The organism is Xanthomonas sp. WHRI 8932A (genome assembly GCF_035012785.1).
In the GTDB taxonomy this organism is placed as follows: domain Bacteria; phylum Pseudomonadota; class Gammaproteobacteria; order Xanthomonadales; family Xanthomonadaceae; genus Xanthomonas.
On the sequence record NZ_JAYGQQ010000007.1, the window covers coordinates 280765 to 305850 of the forward strand.

Below are 25086 nucleotides of genomic sequence, written 5' to 3' on the forward strand. Positions count from 1 at the left end.
ACAAGGGCCAGTGAAGGTGGTCGGCGCGTTGGTGCAAGCGACAGGCGACGTTCGCCCGCGGTGCCGTCATATCACTGGCTGCTTTCGTAAAACAGCCAACCAACGTTCTGGTGCGGGGCACTGGCCGATTGCGGGACCGTTGGCGGCATGGATGCTGCCAACTAGCCCGCAGGGACGGGTTCACGGTGTGTCCCGCGAGCGGCGAGGGCACCGCGCGCTCGAGGTTTTTGCGTTTGCTGCAGGGCCCTTGCCCGCTCACCATCGCAGGACACGCTGCAAGTACGTCCTTGTAAGCTCCTTGGCGGCATCCATGCCGCCAAGGGTCCTGCGACGGTGAGCGGACAAGGGCCAGTGAAGGTGGTCGGCGCGTTGGTGCAAGCGACAGGCGACGTTCGCCCGCGGTGCCGTCATATCACTGGCTGCTTTCATCAAACAGCCAACCAACGTTCTGGTGCGGGGCGCTTGCCGCTTGCGGCATGGATACTGCCAACGAGCCCGCAGGGACGGGTTCACGGTGTGTCCCGCGAGCGGCGAGGGCACCGCGCGCTCGAGATCTTTGCGTTTGCTGCAGGGCCCTTGCCCGCTCACCATCGCAGGACACGCTGCAAGTACGTCCATGTCAGCTCCTTGGCGGCATCCATGCCGCCAAGGGTCCTGCGACGGTGAGCGGGCAAGGGCCAGTGCATGTGGTCGGCGCGCAGTGTTTGAGCGCGGCAACCAACAACGCCTGGACCTCTCTCGACTCACCCGGCGTTTGCCTCAGACAGCGTTTGTCGCATCAGTGATAGGCGTGGCGTGCGTTGGCCAGCAAGGTGCTCAGGCTGTCCTGCTGTTCGAGGCGGAACACCGCCACTGCGTCCACCAGCTGCGTGGCCTGTTCTTCCATCGAGCGCGCGGCTGCCGTGGCTTCTTCAACCAGGGCGGCGTTCTGCTGGGTGGTTTCGTCCATCTGGGTGACGGTCTGGTTAACCTGGGTGATGCCGGCGGCCTGCTCGCGCGAGGCGCTGGTGATCTCGCCCATGATGTCGGTGACGCGCTGCACCGAGCTGACGACCTGCTGCATGGTACTGCCCGCTTCCGACGCCAGTGCGGCGCCGTTGCCGATGCGGGTCACCGAGTCTTCGATCAGGTGCTTGATCTCCTTGGCCGCACCGGCCGAGCGCTGGGCGAGCGTGCGCACTTCCGAGGCCACCACGGCAAAGCCGCGGCCCTGTTCGCCAGCACGCGCGGCTTCCACCGCCGCGTTCAAGGCCAGGATGTTGGTCTGGAAGGCGATGCCGTCGATGACGCTGATGATGTCGGCGATCTTCTTGGACGAGGCGTCGATATCGGACATGGTGGTGACCACGCGGGAAACCACGTCGCCCCCCTTGGCGGCCACGCCGGCCGCATCCAGCACCAGGCGGTTGGCCTGGTCGGCATTGTCGGCGTTCTGCTTGACGGTGGCGGTGAGCTCTTCCATCGACGCGGCAGTTTCTTCGAGTGCGGCGGCTTGCTGTTCGGTCCGACGCGACAGGTCGCCGTTACCGGTGGCGATTTCGCTGGCGGCCGAGTTGATCGCCAGCGACGCGTCCTTGATGCGACGCACGATGCCGGCCAGCTGGTCGGCGGTGGCGTTGGCGTCGTCGCGGATGGTGGCGAACACGCCTTGCAGATCGCCGTCCATGCGCGCAGTGAGGTCGCCCTGCGACAACGACGACAGCAGCGCGGAGACACGCGATAGGCCATCGGCGTTGTTGTCCAGCAGCATGTTCAATTGCTGGGCGAGCTGCAGCAGGAAGCCCTGCTTGCCGGCGGTGTCCACACGGCCGCTCAGGTCGCCGGCTGCGGCGGCCTGCACGATGCGGGCGACTTCTTCTTCCACCTGCACTTCCTGGGTGCGGTCGGCCCACTCGATGACAAAGCCCATGCGCTCGCCGGCGGCATCCAGTACCGGGCTGACCACCTGGCGCACGATGCGGTCGCCAACGGTGATCTGGGCGACGTTGGTGCCGGTGAGCTGTTCGAGCATGCGCTCGTGCTCCTTCGGTGCGGCATGGAACTGATTGATGCTGGTGTCGATCAGCTTGTCCGCATCGAAGCCGGGCGCAACGCCACGCAGCTGTTCCTGCACGCCCTTGAGCAGGCGTTGCAGCGGCCGGTTGACGTAGATGATGCGCTGATGGATGTCGGCGATCATTACGTTGGTGCTGACATCGTCCAGCGCGGTGCGCACACGCAGTGCTTCGCTGGCGATCAGGTGATCGCGCTCCAGCCGCGCGCGCAGGTCGTCGCGCATGGTGCGGGCGCTGAGCAGCAGGCGGCCGAGTTCATCGTGCCGATCGATCTCGATGGGGTTGTCCAGACGGCCGGCGGCGACATCGCCGAGCACGCGTTCCACTGCAATCAGCGGCCGGGTGACCATCTTGCGTGCGGCGATGAACACCACCGCGATGCACAGCGCCAGTACCACCAGCGAGAACAACAGCATGCTGCCCATCAGTTGGTCGAGCGGGCCGTCGATGGCGCTGCGCGGCTGGGTGCCGATCACCGCCCACTGCCACGGCGCATAGCGCTGTGCGGTGACTTCGAACGCCTGCGCGTTGCCCTTGGCATCGCGCAGCTGCAGGCTGGCGCTGGGCTGCTTGCCGTCCAGCACCGACTGCAATGCCGCTTGCTGCGCGGCCGGCACCAGTGCCGACAACGTCGCCGGAGCACCAGGCGGTGCGGCGATGATCTGGCCCTGGTGCTCGCCAGGCGCCATGTCGGCGATGACGAAATAGCCGTCCTGTCCCAGCTTGGTCGTGCTGACCTGGGCCTTGAGCGCGGCCAGGCCCTGGGTGTAGTTGCGACCGACGAACAGCGCGCCGATCACCTCGCCAGCAGCGTTACGCAGTGGCGCGTAGTACGTCATGTACTGGTCGCCAAACAACTGCGCCTGGCCGGTGAAGGGCTTGCCTTCGGACAGCGCGGCGTAGGCCTTGCCCTTGCGATCGAGCAGGGTGCCGATCACGCGCTCGTTCTGCTTGTTGCGCAGCGAGGTGGTGATGCGCACGAAGTCGTCGCCGGTGCGCGCGAAGATGGTCGCAACGCCGCCGGTGGTCTGCGCGAAGCGATCCACCGCGTCGAAGTTGAGATTCAGGGCCTGCTTGCCGGAGCGCAGCGTGGGCGTGTTCTGCTCGCCGATGCTCACGGTACTGGCGGTATCCAGCTCGCGTTCGCCGCGCGGCAGCATGTCGTCGAAGACGCTGCCCAGACGCTCGGTGCCTTCGGTCAGGGTGACGTCGTACATCGCCACCGACTGCTGCATCAGCCGCGTGCTCGAACGCAGTTCGGCCTTGACCTGCGATTCGATGTCGCCGGCCGATTGCCGGTAGATGGTGAGGGCGAGCAGCCCCAGCGACATCGCGATGACCAGGGTCAGCAATGCGGACAACCGCGTACCAACGGAAAGTCGGTTGAAGAAATGCATGAGAGTGCCTTGCCCGGGGGAGGGCGTTACGGATGCGTGAATGCGATAACGGCCGTCTATGCGCGAAATTGATCGTTTTTGTAGAAATCAGCACAACAGGGTGCGCTGTATTCAGTTCCCGCTCATTGGAAGCGTTTCCAGCTACGCCGCCGACAATCAGCATATGTAAGGACTATGTGAAGTTGGAAGGGTCAGCGTAAAGGAAGCCATCGACCCCGATCTGCGGGTGCCGACGACGCGGACATAAAAACGCGAACATAAAAAGGGCCGCGTCCCCTTGCACGGGATGCGGCCCACAAGATCTGCGAAGCGCAGACTCGAACGACTCTCGAACATTCTGTAGTGCTGATGCTGATGGTGGCGGTGTTGCGCAACGCGTAGATCACTCACCGCGCCGTTACCTGCTGCAACGGTGGTACATGGCTGCGTCGGTGCATGCGCTGACGGGTATCAGCGCATTCCGTGCTGCGGGTGAATTCAGAACTCCTGCCACCCGCTGGCGTTGGCTGTCGACGCAGAGGCGCTCACCGCAGGGCGGCGCGCCATCGCTGGCGTGGCGGTGGTGCGTGCCGCCAGACGCGCTGGCAGGCGCGCAGTACGTGGCGCGCTGGCGATGGCAGTCAGGTGACGCGCGACCGGCGCCTGTGCCTCGACCTTGAACACGGCCACGGCTGCAGTGAGTTGCTGCGCTTGTTCTTCCATGGCGCGCGCAGCGGCGGTGGCTTCTTCCACCAACGCTGCGTTCTGCTGAGTGGCTTCGTCCATCTGCGTCACGGTGAGGTTGACCTGCTCGATGCCGGCCGACTGCTCCTGCGAGGCGGCAGAGATCTCGCTCATGATGTCGGTGACACGCTGCACCGAGGAGACGATCTCCGCCATGGTCTTGCCGGCCTGATCCACCAGTTGCGAGCCATCGGCCACGCGCTGTACCGAATCGCCGATCAGGTCCTTGATCTCCTTGGCGGCCGCCGACGAACGCTGCGCCAGCGTGCGCACTTCAGAGGCGACGACTGCAAAACCACGGCCTTGGTCGCCGGCGCGCGCCGCTTCCACCGCCGCATTCAAGGCCAGGATATTGGTCTGGAACGCGATGCCGTCGATCACGCTGATGATGTCGGAAATCTTTTTCGATGAGGCCTCGATGCCGGCCATGGTGTCGACCACTTTGCCGACCACTTCGCCACCTTGCGATGCCACGTTGGCGGCACCGATGGCGAGCTGGTTGGCCTGGCGTGCGCCCTCCGCGTTCTGTTTGACGGTGGAGGTGAGCTCTTCCATCGATGCGGCGGTTTCTTCCAGATTGGCCGCCTGTTGCTCGGTGCGCTGCGATAGATCGTTGTTGCCCGTGGCAATCTCGCTGGCCGCGGCGTTGATCGACAACGCAGAGGTCTGGATGCGCCCGACGATGTCGGCCAACTGGCTGGCGGTGGCGTTGGCGTCGTCGCGCATCTGTGCGAACACACCCTTGAAGTCGCCATCCATGCGTGCGGTGAGATCACCCGCTGCAATGGCCTGCAACATGCCCGACAGCGATTGCAAACTGCCATCGGCGGTGGCCATCAATTGATTGAGGCTTTCGACCATGATGCGGAAGTCGTACTGAAACTGCGCCGCATCGCCGCGTGCACTGAAGTCGCCATTGGCAGCAGCGTTTGCCAGGTGCTTGATCTGTTGGTTCATCGCAGCCAGGTTGGCCTTGACCTGCGCCATGGTGTTGGTGAGTGCGGCCTTTTCGCCGGGGAGCTGCTGCATGTCTTCGCTGAGGTCGCCGATCGCATAGCGGCCCATGATCTGCGCCAGACGTGTGGTGACCTGGATGTGGCTGTCGACCAGCGCATTGGTATCGCCTGCCATGCGGCCAAAATCGCCAGGAAATGCGCCGCCATCCATGCGGAAGCTGATCTGGCCGGCATCGTGGCGTTTGGCCATATCCAGCTGCGCGGTGATCAGGTTGCGTACCTGCGTTTGCATCTTGTCCATCGCCTGCAACAGGCGGCCGGTCTCGTCGCTGGCATCGGTGTGCACGGCATTATCCAGCTTGCCGTCTGCAATCGCTTCGGCAGCGCGTGTGGCACGGCTCAGCGGCCGAGTGAGGCTACGGGTGATCAGCAAGCCCAGCGTGCTGCTGAGCAGCACCACCAGCAGCGTACCGCCCACCAGCAGCTTGCGCGAATCGTTCATCGATTGCAGCGCAACTGCAGCGGCTTCGGCGGCGAGTTTGTCCTGCAAAACGATGTTGTCGCCGATCTTGTCCTGCCACTGCTGCAGCGCGGGCGCTGCCTTGGTGAGCAGCAGCGGCAGCGCTTCGTCGCTGTGGCCGGACGTCACCAGATCGATGACGTGGTTGTTCAAGTCGCGCACCGTGGGGGTGAGCTGATCGATGTCGTCGCGAATGGCCTTGCCTTGTTCCGAGACGGGCATGGCGTACAAGGCGTCGCGCGCTTTGGCGTAGTCGGCGCGTGCGCGTTTGATCTTTTCGATGAACGTCAGATTGTCGGCATCGCTGGTGGGCAGCACCAGGTTGCGCAATTCCGCGGCGATGATGTAGTTCGCATTCATCATGTCGTTGGACAGGCGGATCTTGGTCATGTTCTGGCTCACCAGGTCATCGACCAACCCGCGTGCCGAGGTCAGGCCGCGATAGCCGATAAAGGCAATGAAGCCCGATAGCAGGATCAACACGGCAAAGGCGCCCGCCAGGCGTGGTCCGACATTGAAACGCAGCAAAAAAGAGTTCATGGAGTCGCTCGGCTCGAAGGGATGGGGTGCATGACATCGACCGGGTGGCACGTCGCCGTGCGCTCGTGTCCGCTTTGCGGCATGCCCAGTGGTAACGGCTGCAACTGCCTCGAATTGACCGGATGCGCGGTGCCTGTACAGCGCTGGATCACACTGGTGAACAGGACGTGTGGGTCGGGTTGGCGCTGGTAAAAAATTGTGCTGAGTTGTTCGATTTCGGCGCCGGAATGTGCTGTTTATGCGCGTGGGCAGCGAAGTGGCATCTGGCTGTCATCGTTGGGTTTCACGTGCGCTGCACGGGTTTTGGCGACGTGGGCTTGGTTGGAGTGAGTGCAGTTGGGGCAATGGTTTTGAGTTTGTCGCTGCGCCGTACCCTCACCCCAACCCCTCTCCCGAGGGGAGAGGGGCTTTGGGCGTTGGGGCTTCGTTGCTACGTGCGCTGCGTGGTTGATCGTTGGTGACGGGCGGTGCGATTCTGCGAGGCGTGTGGACGCTGCTGCGATCTCTGCCAGTTGTTGCTGCGTGAGTATCTAGCTTCCTGCACGCGAGCAAGCTGCCTGCCAAAACGCACAAAGCCGACCCGCTTAGCGGGCCGGCCTTGTGTTTAATGCGGCGCGGTGTCTCGTCTGCTGCTATTGGTGCGTATAGCGATCGGTGCGCACAGAGTTGATCTTGCACATGCGCCGGTGGTGCGCGACCAGGCCTTTTACCTAGGTCGCGCTTACTGCGCGGCGTTCCTGCGCTTAGAACTCCTGCCAATCACCAGTGTCGTTGGCCGACGCCGATGCGGTGGTCTGCATCACGCCACGTCGCGGTGCTGTTGCCGGATTGGGGCGTACAACCGGACGCGGCGCGGTGCGTGCATTGGCCGGCGCGCTGGCAATGGCCGACAGACGGCGTGCAATCGGCGCGTGTTCGGCCACCTTGAACACTGCGACGGCTTCGGTGAGCTGCTGCGCCTGTTCTTCCATGGCGCGTGCGGCGGCGGTGGCTTCTTCCACCAGTGCTGCGTTTTGCTGGGTGGTTTCGTCCATCTGGGTCACGGTCTGGTTGACCTGTTCGATGCCGGCGTACTGCTCCTGCGAGGCCGACGAAATTTCGCTCATGATGTTGGTGACGCGCTGCACGCTGGCCACGATGTCGGCCATGGTGGTACCGGCCTGGTCGACCAGGGTTGCACCTTGCGCCACCTTTTCCACCGAGTCGTCGATGAGGTGCTTGATCTCTTTCGCTGCGCCGGCCGACCGCTGTGCCAGCGTGCGCACCTCGGAGGCCACCACCGCAAAACCACGGCCCTGTTCGCCGGCACGTGCCGCTTCCACCGCCGCATTCAAAGCAAGAATGTTGGTCTGGAAAGCGATGCCGTCGATGACGCTGATGATCTCGGCGATCTTCTTCGAAGACGCCTGGATGTCGGACATGGTGGTGACCACGCTCGCCACGACAGCACCACCCTGGGAGGCCACTGCAGCGGCGCCGATGGCGAGCTGATTGGCCTGGCTGGCGTGTTCGGCATTCTGCTTGACGGTGGAGGTGAGTTCTTCCATCGAGGCGGCAGTTTCTTCGAGATTGGCGGCCTGTTGTTCGGTGCGCTGCGACAGATCCTGATTACCGGTGGCGATTTCGCCGGAGGCCAGGCCGATCGCGCCGGCTGCTTCCTGGATGCGGCCCACGATGTTGGCCAGCTGCTCAGCAGTGGCATTGGCGTCGTCGCGCATCTGTGCGAACACGCCCTGGTACTGGCCGGTCATGCGTGCGGTGAGGTCGCCGGCGGCGATCGACTGCAACAGGCCGGACAGCGACTGCAGGTTGCCATCGGCAGTGGCCATCAAGGTGTTGAGGCTTTCCACCATGACGCGGAAGTCGAACTGGAACTGCTCGGCATTGCCGCGTGCGGTGAAGTCGCCATTGGCTGCCGCCTGCGCAAGGTGCTTGATCTCGTGATTCATCGTGGACAGGTTGTGCTTGACCTGATTCATCGCCGTGGTGATCGCGGCTTTTTCGCCTGGCAATTGCGGCATGTCTTCGCTCAGATCGCCGATGGCGTAGCGCTCCACCAGGTGGATGGTCTGCATCTTGACCTTGATGTGCGCGGCGACCAGCTCGTTGGTGTCCTTGGCCATGCGGCCGAAGTCGCCGGGGAACGCGCCGGCATCCATGCGGAAACTGATCTGGCCTGCATCGTGGCGCTTTGCCATGTCCAGCTGCGCGCTGATCAGGTTGCGTACCTGGTCCTGCATCCTGTCCATCGCCTGCAACAGGCGGCCGGTTTCGTCGTTGCTGGTGGTGCGCACATCGTTGTCGAGATTACCGTTGGCAATGGCTTCGGCGGCACGGGTGGCCTGCGACAGCGGGCGTACCAGGCTGCGGGTGATGGCCCAGCCCAGCAGGCCACTGATGAACACCACCGCCAGACCGCCGCCGATCAACATCGTGCGGCCGCGTGCCATCGCGGTGGTGGCCACCGCGTTGGCTTCCTGGGCGCGCTTGCGCTGCAGCGCCGTGTATTCCAGCAGCGTGTCCTGCCACGCCTGTGTGGCCGGCGCCGCACGTTGCAGCATCAACGGCAAGGCTTCATCGGTTTTGCCTGCTAACCCAAGATCGAGCACCTGGCGGTTGAGCGCGCTGGCGGTCTTGTTGTTCTGATCGATCTTCTCGCGGATGGCCTGCGCCGTCGGCGTCGCCGAGAAGGCGTAGAGCTGCTCGCGCACCTTGTCGTAGGTGCTGCGCTGTTCTTCGATGATGGCGGCGAAGCGACGATTTTCTTCAGCGGTGGTCGGCAGCACGATATTGCGCAGCTGCACGGCAATCACCGAGACGGCGTCATTCATCTCTTGCAGATGCTGGACGATGACCATGTTGCGATTGGTAAGCGTATCCAGGCTCTGACGCGCTTGCGCTAGCGTGTAAAGACCAGCGGCCACCAGGGCGCACGACAGCAGGATCAGCGTGCCGAACGCAAAGGTCAGGCGCTTGCCGACGTTGTACCGTTGAAGAAGAGCGATCATGTTGAGTCTCGAAGGCGATGGGCAGGAAGGGGAGATGCGCATCGGCAGGGTCGCGTCGTCGGTACGTCGAGCGCTGCCAGAGCGGGCATGCATCCGGCCGATCCATCGGTGCGCGTGACCGGCTGTCACGCTGCGCTCGATTGCAAGGCAGGTCTGCATGCTTGTGCTCGGTAACGGCGCTGGTGGCGACAGCTGAACTCGCTTGGCTGATTGTGTATGGGCGGCCGTCACCAAGATGATGCTCGTGTGCACAAATGACCCGGAAACCCTGATGGGAGCGCTACCAGCACGCGATCGGTGCGCTGCGAATTCACTGTTCGATCACGGGCTGAAGCGTGACGGCGGTGTGCAGGTAGGTGAGTTGCCGGGTGAGTGCACCGGCTTTGGGAAGCGAATCGGCGCAATGCCGCATTCGCTCATGACGCAGATCAGGACGCGCGGATGACGGCGCGCCCTATGATCGAAGGTGATATCGCGGTTGCCGCAGTGCCCTCAGGGTAGCGACACCGGTCGTCCTGTCAGGGCATCGATACGACGGCGATGGCGGGTGTGTGCCATCGCCAGGCGATCAGGTCGCCGGTCCCATCACCGGCCGTTTGCAGCGTGCTGCACACGCGGGTCATCGCGCGCCGCGGCGTTTAGGCCGCCCGCCCAAGACGGGGCGACACTGCCGCCTGCAACTGGAACACCGATACCGCATCGCGCAACTGCTGCGCCTGTTCTTCCATCGCGCGCGCGGCGGCAGTGGCTTCTTCCACCAGCGCGGCGTTCTGCTGGGTGGCCTGATCCATCTGCGCCACGGTCTGACCGACCTGTTCGATGCCTTGCGACTGCTGCAGCGAGGCTTCGCTGATCTCGTGCATGATCGTGGTGACGTTCTGCACTGAATCGACGATCTCCTGCATGGTGCGGCCGGCCTGGCCGACCAGCTGGTTGCCGTGTTCGACCCGGCTGACCGAATCGTCGATCAAGTGCTTGATCTCTTTTGCCGCACCGGCAGACCGCTGCGCGAGGCTGCGCACTTCCGAGGCCACCACGGCAAAGCCGCGGCCCTGTTCGCCGGCACGCGCGGCTTCCACCGCAGCGTTCAAGGCCAGGATATTGGTCTGGAACGCGATGCCGTCGATCACGCCGATGATGTCGGCGATTTTTCTGGAGGCCGCCTGGATACCGGCCATGGTGCTGACCACCTGGCCGACCACGTCGCCGCCTTGCGAGGCAACCGCGGCGGCGCCGACCACCAGCTGACTGGCGCGCTTGGCATGCTCGGCGTTGGTGCGCACGGTGGAGGTGAGTTCTTCCATCGAGGCAGCGGTTTCTTCCAGGTTGGCAGCCTGCTGCTCGGTACGCTGCGACAGGTCCTGATTGCCGGACGCAATCTCGCTGGCCGCATCGTTGATGGCATCGGTGGAGCGCTGGATGCGCCCGACGATATCGGCCAGCTGCGTCACCGTGGCATTGGCATCGTCGCGCATGCGTGCGAATACGCCGTGGAAATCGCCATGCATGCGCGCGGTGAGATCGCCTGCAGCGATTGCCTGCAGCACCTTGGACAGCGATTGCAGGTTGGCGTCGGCGGTGGCCATCAGCTGATTGAGGCTGTCCACCATCGCGCGGAAGTCGTACTGGAAGCGCTGCGCATCGCCGCGCACGCTGAAGTCGCCGCTGGCTGCGGCCTGCGCCAGCAGCTTGATCTCGTTATTCATCGCCGACAGGTTGGCCTTGACCGTGTCCATGGTGTCGGTAAGTACGGCCTTTTCGCCGGGCAGGCGTTGCATGTCCTGGCTCAAGTCGCCGATGGCGTAGCGCGACATGATCTGCGCCAGCTGCATCTTTACCGCGATATGCGAGCCGACCAGCGCGTTGGTATCGCGCACCATGGTGGCGTAAGCGCCGGGGAAGCTCTCTGCGTCCATGCGATAGCTAATCTGGCCGGCGTCGTGGCGCTGCGCCATCTCGCTCTGTGCAGCCAGCACGCGCTGCACCTGCTCCTGCATCCGGCGCATGTTGTCGAGCAGTTGGCCGGTTTCATCGCGGCTGGGCGGCACGATGCGTTCGTCCAGCTCGCCTTGCGCGATGTTGGCAGCCACCGTCGCGGCGCGGCGCACGTTGCGGGTGAGGTTGGACAAGGTGTACCAGCACAACGCAGCGATCAGCAGCGCAAGCAGCGACAGCCCGGCGACGGCTTGCCACATCGCATTGCGCGCATCCACCAGGTGACGTTCGGATTGCCGCTGCAAGGCCTGCAGCGAGGTGCTGCTGAGGTCCTGCATGGCCTGGCCAAGCGCATCGAGTGCGGCATTCCACTGCGTATCGGCCTGCGTATCGCTGCCTTCCAGCGCCGCGCCAAGAGCTTGCAGTGCGGCGTTGGCACGCGTGGCTTCGGCGTTGGCGGCATCGGCCAGGGCAGGGTCGGGCTGTTCCAGCAGGCCCATTGCTTTATCCAGCTCATGCCGGAAACGCACGTGGTTGCGCTGCAGCTGATTGAGCTGTTCGCGCAGCATGGCGCGCTCGCCACCTGCCTGCGACGGATCGTTGGCCGCATCCAGGCGGGTCAGCGATTCGGTGGCGTCGGGGCTATAGATCAAGGTCGCCACCACCAGGTGGTAGCTTTCGATATACGGGGTGTAGACCAGTTGGCTGTCGTCGCGCAGTGCATCCAGCGCAGCGAAGGCTTGTTCGCTCACGCCGCTATAGCCGCTGGCCGCAGTGGTGGCGACGTGGCGCTGCTGCAGGGCGAGCAGTTGTGTCTGGCTGCGTTCGAAGCCGGGCATGGCGGCGGTCGTGGCGAGCAGTTGCTGCAGATCGCGTTCGGCGCGTTGTGCTGCGGCGTCGGCGGCGCTGCCGCTATCGACGTGTGCCGCGTGCAGATCGGTGATCAGGCCCAGCATCTGCCCAAGCGGGGCGTAACTGCGCAATTCGTTGTTGCTGATGGTGACGCTCTCATTGAGCTTGCCGCTATAGAGCAGCACCGGGATCACCAGGCCGACCAATGCCAGCACACCGATCGCACCGAGTTTTTTGGCAATGGCCAAGTCGTCCCAGCGGCTGGTCCAGGGACGCGGGGCGGGTGAAGTGGTCTGCGGCAACAGCGCGGAAGCAGTGGTCATCGGTGCGTCTCATGGGCGTACGCAGGCTATCGGCCGATACCTGTTATGCCTTGAGCCGGCCGGCATCGCTGCCGACCGGATCCGTTCAGGCAGTTCAGCCCGCTTGCTCAGAACTCCTGCCAGCTACTGTCGTTGCTGGAGGCGGTGACTACCGCACGTGGCTTGGAGGCGGGAGTCCGCCCGGCTGCAGCCACTTTCGCCTTGACCGCCGAACTCACCACTGGTCGCGAGGGCGCGGCACGCACGGGCGGGGCCGCGTAGGTCGCATCGGTCTTGAACACGGCAACCGCTTCGGTCAGGCCCACCGCCTGTTCTTCCAGCGCCCGTGCGGCGGCGGTGGCTTCTTCCACCAACGCGGCGTTCTGCTGGGTGGTTTCGTCCATCTGGGTGATGGTCTGGTTGACCTGTTCGATGCCGGCCGACTGTTCCTGCGAGGCGGCGGAGATTTCGCCCATGATGTCGGTGACGCGCTGCACGCTGGCAACCACTTCGCTCATGGTCTTGCCGGCGGTGTGCACCAAGGCGGAGCCTTCGGCGACGCGCTGCACGGAGTCGTCGATGAGGTCCTTGATCTCCTTGGCCGCACCCGAGGAACGCTGGGCCAGCGTGCGCACTTCCGAGGCCACCACCGCAAATCCGCGGCCCTGCTCACCGGCACGTGCCGCTTCCACCGCTGCATTCAACGCCAGGATATTGGTCTGGAAGGCGATGCCGTCGATGACGCTTATGATGTCGGCGATCTTCTTGGACGAGGCTTCGATGCCGGACATGGTCTGGACGACCTTGCCGACCACTTCGCCACCTTGCACTGCCACGCTGGCGGCGCCGATGGCGAGCTGGTTGGCCTGGCGTGCGCCCTCGGCGTTCTGCTTGACGGTGGAGGTGAGCTCTTCCATCGAGGCCGCGGTTTCTTCCAGGTTGGCGGCCTGTTGCTCGGTACGCTGCGACAAGTCCTGGTTGCCGGCGGCGATTTCGCTGGCGGCGCCCTTGATCGAGATCGCCGAGGTCTTGATGCTGCCCACGATTTCGGCCAACTGCGTAGCGGTGGCATTGGCGCCGTCGCGCATCTGCGCGAACACGCCACGGAACTCGCCGCTCATGCGTGCGGTGAGGTCGCCGGCGGCAATCGACTGCAGCAGGCCGGACAGCGATTGCAGGTTGCCATCGGCGGTGGACATCAAGGTGTTGAGGCTTTCCACCATCACGCGAAAATCGTACTGGAAGCGCTCGGCATCGCCACGTGCACTGAAGTCGCCATTGGCGGCGGACTGCGCCAGCTGTTTGATCTCGGCGTTCATCGCGCCGAGGTTGGCCTTGACCTGCGCCATGGTGTCGGTGAACACGGCCTTTTCGCCGGGCAGCTTGCTCATGTCGTCGCTGAGGTCGCCGATGGCATAGCGCCCCATGATGCGGGCCAGATCGGTCTGCACGGCCACGTGCGAGGCCACCAGCAGATTGGTGTCGTTGGCCATGCGGCCGTAGTCGCCCGGGAAGGCGGATGCATCGATGCGAAAGCTGATCTGGCCCTCGTCGTGGCGCTTGGCCATCTCGGTTTGTGCGGCGATCAGGCTGCGCAGCTGCTGTTGCATTTTGCTCATTGCCTTGAGCAGGCGAGCGCTTTCGTCATTTGCCTGGGTATCGACATCGTTATCGAGCTTGCCGCCGGCAATCGATTCGGCGGCGCGAGTGGCGCGGCTGAGCGGCTGGGTCAAGCTACGGGTGATCAGCAGGCCCAACGCGCCACTGAGCAGCACGACGAGCAGAGAGCCGCCGATCAGCATCTTGCGCGAATCGTCCATCGATTTCAGCGCGATCGTCGAAGCGTCCGCGGCCAGCTTGTCCTGCAGCGCGATGTTTTCGGCAATCTTATCCTGCCATTGCTGCGTGGCTGGACTCGCCTTGTTGAACAGCAGCGGTATGGCATCGCTATCCTTTCCGGCAATCGACAATTGCATGACCTGCTCATTCAGAGCCTTCGCCGCCATGCGGAGATTGTCGATCTGCGTACGTATCGCCTGGTCCTGCGGCGACGCGGGCAGGGCATACAGAGCGTCGCGGGCCTTGCTGTAATCAACGCGCGCCGACTTGATTGCGGCAACGAACTCGTTATTCCGTTCATTGGCATAAGGAAGCGCCAGGTTGCGCACTTGCGTGCCAATGACGAAGTTGGCGTTCATCATGTCGTTGGACAGGCGAATCTTGGTCATGTTCTGGTGCACGATATCGTCCACCAATGCACGCGCCGAACTCAGGCCGCGATAGCCGATGAAGGCGATGATGCCGGACAACACGATCAGCACCGCGAATGCGGCCGCCAAGCGTGGACCGACGTTGTAGCGTTGCAGAAGTGCGTTCATACCGGTTTCCAGGAATGTGAGCGAAGGTGCTACGTCGCGAGTGGGCCGTGGCAGTTGCCATGACCTTGCTAACGCAGTAGCGGCGCGGGAACGTCGGAGCTGAATACCTCTTTATAGAAAAAGCATAACCACGGTCACGAATGTGAACTGACGGGACAGTAAGTGTCTTGCCAAGTCGCCGATACGGATCCAGACGAGCTCCGATGGCTGTCATCACCAAACGAGCCCTGCCGGAGCGCTTGATACCACTGAAAAATTGCGATGTCCTGCGGATGGCGCGCAGTTGTCTTGTCGATCATTGAGTGTGCTTTGCGGGGAATCGGCAGGCACTGCGTCGTCATGTGTTTTGATCCGAAAGCCAAGTGCCAGGCATAAAAAAGCCGCGCCCTTGAGGGGAGCGGCTGCATGACGGACTGGGCGGCAACGCTGCCAGCGTTGCCGCCGCTGGCTCAGAACTCCTGCCAGCTGGTGTCGTTGCTGGAGGCGGTGACCACTGCGCGTGGCTTGGAGGCGGGAGTCCGCCCGGCTGCAGCCACCTTCGCCTTGACCGCCGAACTCACCACCGGCCGCGAGGGCGCGGCACGCATGGCCGTGGCCGCGTAGGTCGCATCGGTCTTGAACACGGCAACCGCCTCGGTCAGGCCCATCGCCTGTTCTTCCAGTGCACGTGCGGCGGCGGTGGCTTCTTCCACCAGCGCGGCATTCTGCTGGGTGGTTTCGTCCATCTGGGTGATGGTCTGGTTGACCTGTTCGATGCCGGCCGACTGTTCCTGCGAGGCGGCGGAGATCTCGCCCATGATGTCGGTGACGCGTTGCACGCTGGCAACCACTTCGCTCATGGTCTTTCCGGCGGTGTGCACCAACGCGGAGCCTTCGGCGACGCGGTGCACGGAGTCGTCGATAAGGTCCTTGATCTCCTTAGCCGCCCCCGACGAACGCTGGGCCAGCGTGCGCACTTCCGAGGCCACCACCGCAAATCCGCGGCCCTGCTCACCGGCACGCGCCGCTTCCACCGCTGCATTCAAGGCCAGGATATTGGTCTGGAAGGCGATGCCGTCGATGACGCTGATGATGTCGGCGATCTTCTTGGACGAGGCTTCGATGCCGGACATGGTCTGGACGACCTTGCCGACCACTTCGCCACCTTGCACCGCCACGCTGGCGGCGCCGATGGCGAGCTGGTTGGCCTGGCGTGCGCCTTCGGCGTTTTGCTTGACGGTGGAGGTGAGCTCTTCCATCGAGGCAGCGGTTTCTTCGAGATTGGCGGCCTGTTGTTCGGTGCGCTGCGACAGGTCCTGGTTGCCGGCGGCGATCTCGCTGGCGGCGCCCTTGATCGAGATGGCCGAGGTCTTGATGCTGCCGACGATTTCGGCCAACTGCGTAGCGGTGGCATTGGCGTCGTCGCGCATCTGCGCGAACACGCCGCGGAACTCGCCACTCATGCGTGCAGTGAGGTCGCCGGCGGCAATCGACTGCAGCAGGCCGGACAGCGATTGCAGGTTGCCATCGGCGGTGGACATCAAGGTGTTGAGGCTTTCCACCATCACCCGGAAATCGTATTGGAACCGCTCGGCGTCGCCACGTGCACTGAAGTCGCCATTGGCGGCGGACTGCGCCAGCTGTTTGATCTCGGCGTTCATCGCAGACAGGCTTTGTTTGACCTGGCGTATCGCTGCGGTGATGTTGGCTTTCTCGCCCGGCAGGTCCGGCATGTCTTCGCTCAAGTCGCCGATGGCATAGCGTTCCACCAGACGGATTGTCTCCATTTTGACCTTGATATGGCCGGCAACCAATTCGTTTGTGTCCCTGGCCATGCGGCCGAAGTCGCCGGGAAACGCATCGGTATCCATACGGAAGCTGATCTGGCCTTCGTCGTGGCGCTTGGCCATCTCGGTTTGTGCGGCGATCAGGCTGCGCAACTGCTGTTGCATTTTGCTCATTGCCTTGAGCAGGCGAGCGCTTTCGTCATTTGCCTGGGTATCGACATCGTTATCGAGCTTGCCGCCGGCAATCGATTCGGCGGTGCGAGTGGCGCGGCTGAGCGGTTGGGTCAGGCTACGGGTGATCAGTAAGCCCAATGCGCCGCTGAGCAACACCACCAACACGGTGCCGGCCACCAGTAGCTTGCTCGAATCGTCCATCGACTTTAGCGCGACCGCCGAGGCATCGGTGGCAAGTTTGTCCTGCAGCACGATGTTCTCGGTAATCTTGTCCTGCCATGCTTGCACGCGTGGTGAAGCCTTGCTCAGCAGTAGTGCCTGCGCCTGCTGCACCTGATTGGCCTTGATCAGCTGCATCACCTCATCGACAGTTGGCCGTGCAACGGCACGCCGTGCATCGATTTCATTGCCAAGGTCGCGCTCCTGCGGCGAAGACTGCATTGCGCGCAGCTTCTCGCGGGCCTTTGTGTAGGTCTCTCGGTTGAGCAGGATGGTCTCTGCATAGCGCTTGCTCTGCTCGGCGCTGTTAGGCAATACCAGGTTGCGCATCTGCATCGAGATAATGTAGTTGGCGTTCAACATGTCATTCGATAATCGGATCTTGATCATCTTCTGGTGCACGATGTCGTCCACCAACGCATGCGCCGAACTCAAGCCGCGATAGCCGATGAAGGCGATGATGCCGGACAGCACGATCAGCACCGCGAATGCGGCCGCCAGGCGAGGGCCGACGTTGTAGCGTTGCAGAAGTGCGTTCATACCGATTCCCGTGAATGTGAGCGAAGGTGCTACGTCGCGAGTGGGCCGTGGCAGTTGCCATGACCTTGCTAACGCAGTAGCGGCGCGAGAACGTCGAAACTGAATACCTCTTTAAGGAAAAGAAGCATAACCACGGTCACGAATGTGAACTGACGGGACAGTAAGTGTCTTGCCAAGTCGTCAATATGGACCCAGACGAGCTCCGATGGCTGTCATCACCAAGCGAGCCCTGCCGGAGTGCTTTGATGTAGCTGAAAAATTGCAATGTCCTGCAGATGACGCGTAGTTGTCTTGTCGATCACTGAGTGTGCTTTACGACGCATCGTCAGGGCACTGCGTAACGAGACGTTTTGATCCGGCCGCGAAGTGCCGGGCATAAAAAAGCCGCGCCTTCAGGGGCGCGGCTGCATGACGGACTGGGCGGCAACGCGGCCAGCGTTGCCGCCGTTGGCTCAGAACTCCTGCCAGCTGGTGTCGTTGCTGGAGGCGGTGACCACCGCGCGTGGCTTGGAGGCCGGCGTACGCCCGGCTGCAGCGACCTTCGCTTTAATCGCCGAACTCACCACCGTCCGCGACGGCACAGCGCGCACGGCCGGGGCCGCGTAGGTCGCATCGGTCTTGAACACGGCAACCGCTTCGGTCAGGCCGACTGCCTGTTCTTCCAGTGCACGTGCGGCGGCAGTGGCTTCTTCCACCAGGGCTGCGTTTTGCTGGGTGGTTTCGTCCATCTGGGTGATGGTCTGGTTGACCTGTTCGATGCCGGCCGATTGCTCTTGCGATGCCGCAGAGATCTCGCCCATGATGTCGGTGACGCGTTGCACGCTGGCAACCACTTCGCTCATGGTCTTGCCGGCGGTGTGCACCAGCGCGGAGCCTTCGGCGACGCGCTGCACGGAGTCGTCGATGAGGTCCTTGATCTCCTTGGCCGCACCCGAAGAACGCTGGGCCAGCGTCCGCACTTCCGAGGCCACCACCGCAAACCCGCGGCCTTGCTCACCGGCACGTGCCGCTTCCACCGCTGCATTCAAGGCCAGGATATTGGTCTGGAAGGCGATGCCGTCGATGACGCTGATGATGTCGGCGATCTTCTTGGACGAGGCTTCGATACCGGACATGGTGTCGACCACCTTGCCGACCACTTCGCCGCCTTGCACCGCCACGCTGGCGGCGCCGATGGCGAGCTGGTTGGCCTGGCGCGCACCCTCGGCGTTCTGCTTGACGGTGGAGGTGAGCTCTTCCATCGAGGCAGCGGTTTCTTCCAGATTGGCGGCCTGTTGTTCGGTGCGCTGCGACAGATCCTGGTTGCCGGCGGCGATTTCGCTGGCGGCGCCCTTGATCGAGATCGCCGAGGTCTTGATGCTGCCGACGATCTCGGCCAACTGGGTGGCGGTGGCATTGGCGTCGTCGCGCATCTGCGCGAACACGCCGCGGAACTCGCCGCTCATGCGTGCGGTAAGGTCGCCGGCGGCAATCGACTGCAGCAGGCCGGACAGCGATTGCAGGTTGCCATCGGCGGTGGACATCAAGGTGTTGAGGCTTTCCACCATCACCCGGAAATCGTACTGGAACCGCTCGGCGTCGCCACGGGCACTGAAGTCGCCGTTGGCGGCCGCTTGAGCGAGTTGCTTGATCTCGGCGTTCATCGCGCCAAGGTTTGCCTTGACCTGCGCCATGGTGTCGGTGAACACGGCCTTTTCGCCGGGCAGCTTGCTCATGTCGTCGCTGAGATCGCCGATGGCATAGCGCCCCATGATGCGTGCCAGATCGTTCTGCACGGCCACGTGCGAGGCCACCAGCAGATTGGTGTCGTTGGCCATGCGGCCGTAGTCGCCCGGGAAGGCGGATGCATCGATGCGGAAGCTGATCTGGCCATCGTCGTGGCGCTTGGCCATGTCGGTCTGCGCGGCGATCAGGCTGCGCAACTGCTGCTGCATTTTGCTCATTGCCTTGAGCAGGCGGCCGCTCTCGTCGTTGGCCTGCGTATCGACATCGTTATCGAGTTTGCCGCCGGCGATGGATTCGGCGGCGCGGGTGGCGCGGCTCAGCGGTTGGGTGAGGCTGCGGGTGATCAAGAAGCCCAACAGGCTGCTGATGACCAGCACAATCACGCCGCCGCCGATGAGTTGCGATTTGCCTCGATTCATCGCGGTAACGGCCTCAGTGTAGCTCTGCGCCATCTGCACCTGTTGGCGCTCGACACCCTGAGAAATCTTGTTCTGCCATTCGATAATGGCGGGGCGCGCTTTCTCACTCATCAAGACCTGTGCTTCGGCATTTTTGTTTTCGTTGGCCAAAGCAATGACTTGATCGTTCAGAACACGCGACGCTTCGCGCGCACTGTCGATCTCGGCGCGATTCTTGCGACCTGCAGGTGTTGGCGGAAACGCATCCAATGCCTTGCGTGCCTGGTCGTAACGTTCACGCTCGCGCTTGATAGTCGCCAAAGCTTCCTTGTTCAACTCCTCGCTGGTCACCATGGACAATGTGCCCATCGCAATCAGAATGTTGGAATTGGCGTCGCCCATGGCATTGCTCAGTCGCGTTTTTTCTACGTTGTTCTTGACGATGTTGTCCAGTTGCAGGCGCGCAGTTGCCATCGAGTTCAGCCCCGCAGCGACCAATAGACCCGACAGCAAGATGAGGATGCCAAAAGCTACGCCTAGACGGCGACCGACGTTGTAGCGTTGCAAAAATGCATTCATGACGAGATTTCCGAAAGCGTGGCGGGAGCAGTTGCTGACGATGCAAGTCATGGCGATCTAGTCATGCCCATGCAGCTATGCAAGTTAACGGCCGAGGTATGAAGTACTTAATGACCTCCAGGAAGGAAATGGAGCCGAAGTCGAAGGAATGAGAGAAGACGCTTTGTCCGTCTCATTTTTGAAGAGACATTTCAAGAGTCATAAATGCCGAAAATGGATGTTCATGCAATTACAAGTCTTTGATTTAAATAATTTTTATTTGTATTATTTATCTTGTCCCGTCTTTGCTGTGTCCGATGACGCCAAGTGCGGCGCGATTGCGATATGCGATTGCCAATGTTCGTTCACAAATAGTCGCGCGCCGCGATGAGGCAAGCGCGGCCGTTGGTAATCGCGGCTAGGCCCTGACTTGAGTCGTGAGGCTCGCCGCTACGCGCATGCGCGTAAGTTCAAGCGCTACGACAGCGTCAAAGCGTGGGCGTCCTGGGGGACATCGAGCGCAGATTGGACCAAAGCGCAACGCTCTAAGGCCGCAACGCACGTCCGAATGCAGCTGGCGGATCGAGGCCAAGAGTGTGAGCCAAGCGGGTCTGCAACTCACTAGGCCTGCGATCAGCGGCCATCACCGCGAAGCAGCTGCTGTGCGCAAATTGATCGCCCTGTATTGCCTCTGGTTGCCGTAACGCGGCCCGTTCTTCTCGAACGTGGCGCAGAGCCGATCCTCTCCGCAAGGGGCCAGGTCAGCGCGTGCGACTCGCTCCCAATAATCGATCGACGCGCGAAGCTGCACCAGCTCGTTGCGCTTCTCGTTGATGATGCCAACCGAGTACGCCACTGCACCCAGGCCCAAGACGCCCGACACCAGCAGGGCGATCGAGGCGATCCACATGCGTCGTGTGGTTGTCGTTTCCAGGGAGTGCTGCGCTTTTGCATAGCGTTGGGTGGCCTGCTGCAGCGTCTGGTCCGCATCGGCCATCTGCTTGGTGAAGCGCGCTGCCGCAGGTTCCAGCGTCTGCGTCAGTGCTTGTTGACTCAGTTGCGTCAGCCGTGGCAACGCGTTCTCCACGACCCGAGTGACACGCTGATCGGCGCTGTTGGCCGCGCTCTGCAGAAGCTGCAATTGCTGGCGCACCAGATCTTCCAGAACGTGTTCTCGCCGTTGCAGCTGCCCGATCAGTGCTGACATGGCTTGGATCGATTCTTTCATCGCGCGCTCTGACCCGTTGTCTTCGGGCAGCGCTGGGGAATTCTGCATGTCCATCGTGTTCTCTTGAGGGTTCAACGCGCCGAACGCATTCCGGTTATCCGCCGCCTCCACCACCGCCACCGCCTCCACCTCCATCGCCACCCCCACCACCGTCACCCTGCGGACCTTGCATCGCCGGTCCGTTGGCGAACTGCGGCAGTGTCATCACCATCACCGGGCCACGGCTGGTCTGCACCTCTGTCGAGACGTCCATGTTCAGTGCCTGGCGCGTGCTCGCCTGTTCCTGGGCTTCCTGCATCGCCTGGGCATCCAGAAATTCATGCCCCTGTTTGGCAAGGGCCTGGCTGTAGGGGCTGTTGGCGACCCGTTTCAAGGCCTGTTCGATCGCCAGTTCGTCCTTGCAGTCGATGGCGTACAGCAACTCGTCCACATCCGGATCGCCGGTGATGTTTTTACGCTGGGGCTGCGGCCGATCTTCCTGCTCGCCAGCGGCAATGGACTGTGGCGCGGTGTCTGCCGACGGGGCGCGTGGTGGTCTCAATCCCGAGGGACCATCCGGATCGTACCCATCACGTAATTCCAATTCGGTAAACGGCCGCTCACCACGGTCCACGCGCGCCTGCCGCGCTTCTGCGACGCGGTTTTCTGTTTCGAGATCCCGTTCGAGTTGTATGCGCAGCTCACGCATGGATCGCGCTATTTCCTCCCAGGAGTCCGGATCGGCGGGCACAGCGGCAGGACGGTCCTGCGCAACTGCCAGGGACGCCGAAAGCGGCTCGCGCGCATCGGCTGCGCCCTCGGGTGCGTCGGCAGAGCGGCCAGCGGTCGGCATGTCCAGCGATGGCCCTGTCGCTTGCGCGAGGTGTGCGGACAAGGGCAACGCTACAGGGGGATCTGGTGCTTCCGGTGCTTGAGCCTGTGGCGTGCGCGCCTGTTGATCGTCGTGCTGTTCTGCGGCCACTGGCGTGGCGAGCGATGGCGCGGAAGGCGCGGTCGCCGCCTGGGCCAGGCGCGCGTCCGCCGGCTGCTCGGGCTGCTGCGCAGGTGCATCTTGGTGCGTATCCGAGGCTTGCGCCGTCATCGACTGCTGGCCGCTGTGCAGGTCCGCAGCCTGCTGCTGATCTGCCGGTGCTGCCTGCGCGATCGCCGCGCTTTGCGCTGTCTGCTGCTGCACTTCCTGCGTGCGCTCTTCTTGCGCTTGTTGGCTTTGCGTCCGCTGCTGCGCTACGTCGGATGCACGTGCTTGCGCAGGCTCTGCCAGCTGCTCCTGGAGCCGTTGGGCGAAGTCATCCGGGATAGACCGCTGCTCGGGCTGGCGTGGCGATGTGTCTTGCGCGTGGAACGACGACTGCTCGCGCGAGACGGCTTCCTGTGCCGGCTCCTGCTCGCGTTGTAGAGCCGCTTGGGCGTGCAGCGGCTGTTGCTCAGCATGTTGCGCATCCTGCGCTTGCAGGCGTTGTTGCTGGCTCTGCTGGGCATCCTGTGCCAGGCGTGTTTCCTGCTCGCGCTGCTGTGTCTCCTGGGCTTGCTGCTGCGCTTGTTCGCGCTGTTGGGTGTCGTGCGCCTGCTGCTGGAGTTGTTCGCGTTGCTGCGCGTCCTTTACCTGGCGTTCTTGCTGCTCCAGCTGTTGCGACTCTTGCTGGCGAAGCTCCTGCAATGCATGCGCCTGCAGCGCCTGAGCATCCTGCGCCCGGTCTTCGAGCGAGGTTTGTTCCTGCAGCGTGTGAGCGCGTGCCTGCGCCAGCTGCTGGTCTTGCGCCTGGCGCTCCTGCTGTTGCTGTTCCTGACGCGCCTGCGCTGCGCTGGCCGCCTGGACCTGCGCGTGTCCGTCGAGTGCGTGCTGGTTGGAGGGGGACGATGCCGACGTATCCGCGTCTGTCGCGCCATCGGAGGCGCGTGCGTTGGTGGCGAACGGCTGCCCCGGTGCGATTGGCGATTGCCGCGCCTGGACCTGCTGCAACGCCTGGCGGATGTCCTCGGTGCTGGTGACCGCTGCAATACGCTCTACGCCATCGGGGCCACGTTGCAGATGCGCAATAGGGCTATCGGCACCAAATGTGCCACCAGGGCCGCGCTGCAACTGCAGCGCGCTATCGCCAGTCAGTCCTTCGGTCTCGCGCGTGCGTTGCGTCGCCAGTTCGATCGCTTCGCGCCACTGCGGCTGCAACTCGGTACCGACGATGCGGTAGCGGTACAGCGTTTGCTCGCCCTGGACGTTCTGCGGCGACTGCCGGATGGCGGCAATCGCCTGCGCCTGCTCGGCCAGTGCCGGTTGCAGCAGTGCGCGCGTGGTCTCCAGCTCCAGCACGCGATTGCCATCGGGTGGGGCGCCGTTGCTGGTCCACTGCCCATCCATGTTGCGGTAGTAGTGCTGGCCGTCTGAGGCAGTCAACGCGTCCGGGTCGGGCAGCGCCTGTTGCACGGCCGGCGACATCGGCAGGCCATCGGACGCCCACCCGCTGCGGTGATGTGCCAATTCGTAGCGTGCGGCAATGGCGCCGGGACTGTTGGCGATGTTGCGGGCGATGACGTCCTGCGCTTGCGCCTCAAGTTGCGCAGCGCGCTGCGGGGACGCCGTTTCCTGTTCGTAGAGACCGCGATCGTTGGCGCCCGCAACTGCGGTCTTGACCTGGCGATGCCATTGCCCGTCGGCGCTATCGCGCATCCAGTCGGCGCTGCTCAGGCTGGGACGGTCAGTGGCATTGGCCGGCTGGCGATACGGATCTTGCGGTGCGGGCGCGTCCTTCAAGGCCAATGCGGCAGCGGCGTTGGTCGCTTGATAATTGAGCTCACGGGCCTTTTGGTAACTGGCGACGATCGGCGTCGCGGTGGGGTTATCCACGCCATCGTTGGTGGTGTCGGCCTTGCCGTCGCGCGCCCACGCGCGGCCATCGAACGACCACTGTGTACCCTCGCGATCGGTCTGGGTGTAGATGGCGCGGTTGTCGAGCAACGCGGCGGCTTTTTCGCCAGCGGTACTCAAGAAGTACGCATCGGCCGCGATCAGCACCATCGGCCCGGCGCCGGAGCTACCCAGCGCATAAGCAGCAGCGGTGCCGCCGGCCCAGCCGCCGACATTGCGGCCGGCAAAGTGCGCCAGCTCGGACTGCGCGGCGAGCGGGTTATCTTGGCCGAGCAAGCGTGTGGCGCGTTGGCCGGTCATCACCGTGTCGGCGGCGGTGGCGAGCAGGCCGGCAGTGCGTAATGCCTGGCCGGCCGATAGATCGCCTGCCAATAGCTCTGCGGTGGCAAAACCGCGTTGGCCTGGCGGAGTGCGTAATGGTCGCGCTGCTTCTTCGCCAAGAACGTTTTCGACCTGCAGGATGCCTTGGTCGGAAAGCGTCAGACGACCGGATGAATGAGCTTGGGCGATGGCTTGAGAAAGTGAATTCCTACCGATCTCTGGATCGCCGCCTTTGGTGAGGTTTCCGGTGGATTGCGACACCTCGTCTAGAGTAGTGACTATTCGTTTTTCAGAATGAACAATTGCACGCCAGCCTAGCTCTTCACTTTGCATGGAGCCGATAGCACTAATTGGGCTCGCTTCCCTGCTTATGTAAGCTTGTTTTTGCGCATAAAACTGTTTTGTATCCTCTCTAATATCATTAGCTGTCTTTCCAAAGGGTGCATTGAGATGCAGGTCGCCATTGGATAATCCGACCCGTAAGAAGTCTTGAAAATACTCTACCTTTCCAGCAAGCCGCCTTCCGGCATCTATATCACCTTGATCAAACAGTTGATAATCAACTGTTCTTCGGTATGATCTTAACTCTTCGATGATTCCGCGCTGGTTTTCGGCTATATGAACCCCGC

9 protein-coding genes are annotated in these 25086 nt (G+C 63.0%); all 9 read right to left on the minus strand.

The genetic code is table 11. The features are described 5' to 3' along the window. Positions 1–778: 778 nt before the first annotated feature. The 9 genes from VC212_RS13520 to VC212_RS13560 all read right to left on the minus strand — a co-directional run bounded on the left by VC212_RS13520 (position 779) and on the right by VC212_RS13560 (position 24790). Positions 779–3451 (minus strand): Cache 3/Cache 2 fusion domain-containing protein, encoded by a 2673-nt coding sequence (locus tag VC212_RS13520; protein ID WP_323526059.1) that lies wholly within the window; start codon positions 3449–3451, stop codon positions 779–781. A 477-nt stretch (positions 3452–3928) separates the two neighbouring features. Next, complete coding sequence (locus tag VC212_RS13525) at positions 3929–6190, minus strand: methyl-accepting chemotaxis protein (RefSeq protein WP_323526060.1); 2262 nt, start codon at positions 6188–6190, stop codon at positions 3929–3931. 743 nt (positions 6191–6933) lie between these two features. Continuing rightward, complete coding sequence (locus tag VC212_RS13530; RefSeq protein ID WP_323526061.1) at positions 6934–9198, minus strand: methyl-accepting chemotaxis protein; 2265 nt, start codon at positions 9196–9198, stop codon at positions 6934–6936. A 638-nt stretch (positions 9199–9836) separates the two neighbouring features. Beyond that, the gene (locus tag VC212_RS13535) at positions 9837–12308 is read right to left on the minus strand and encodes a methyl-accepting chemotaxis protein (protein ID WP_115560519.1); all 2472 of its coding nucleotides are present in this window, start codon (positions 12306–12308) and stop codon (positions 9837–9839) included. A gap of 107 nt (positions 12309–12415) precedes the next feature. Beyond that, on the minus strand, positions 12416–14665 hold the full coding sequence (locus VC212_RS13540) for a methyl-accepting chemotaxis protein (RefSeq protein WP_323526062.1): 2250 nt from the start codon (positions 14663–14665) through the stop codon (positions 12416–12418). Between the two features lie 449 nt (positions 14666–15114). Continuing rightward, positions 15115–17364 carry a methyl-accepting chemotaxis protein gene (locus VC212_RS13545; protein WP_323526063.1) on the minus strand — a complete coding sequence of 750 codons (2250 nt, stop codon included), beginning with the start codon at positions 17362–17364 and terminating at the stop codon, positions 15115–15117. A 452-nt stretch (positions 17365–17816) separates the two neighbouring features. Further along, a complete protein-coding gene (locus VC212_RS13550; RefSeq protein ID WP_323526064.1) occupies positions 17817–20066 on the minus strand; it encodes a methyl-accepting chemotaxis protein in 2250 nt (749 codons plus the stop codon). Positions 20067–20688: 622 nt separating this feature from the next. Continuing rightward, positions 20689–21408, minus strand: coding sequence for a hypothetical protein (locus VC212_RS13555; RefSeq protein ID WP_115559973.1), 720 nt, complete (start codon positions 21406–21408; stop codon positions 20689–20691). Next, positions 21368–24790, minus strand: coding sequence for a hypothetical protein (locus VC212_RS13560; RefSeq protein WP_238692026.1), 3423 nt, complete (start codon positions 24788–24790; stop codon positions 21368–21370). The genes VC212_RS13555 and VC212_RS13560 overlap by 41 nt, the downstream gene beginning before the upstream one ends. Between the last annotated feature and the right edge of the window lie 296 nt (positions 24791–25086).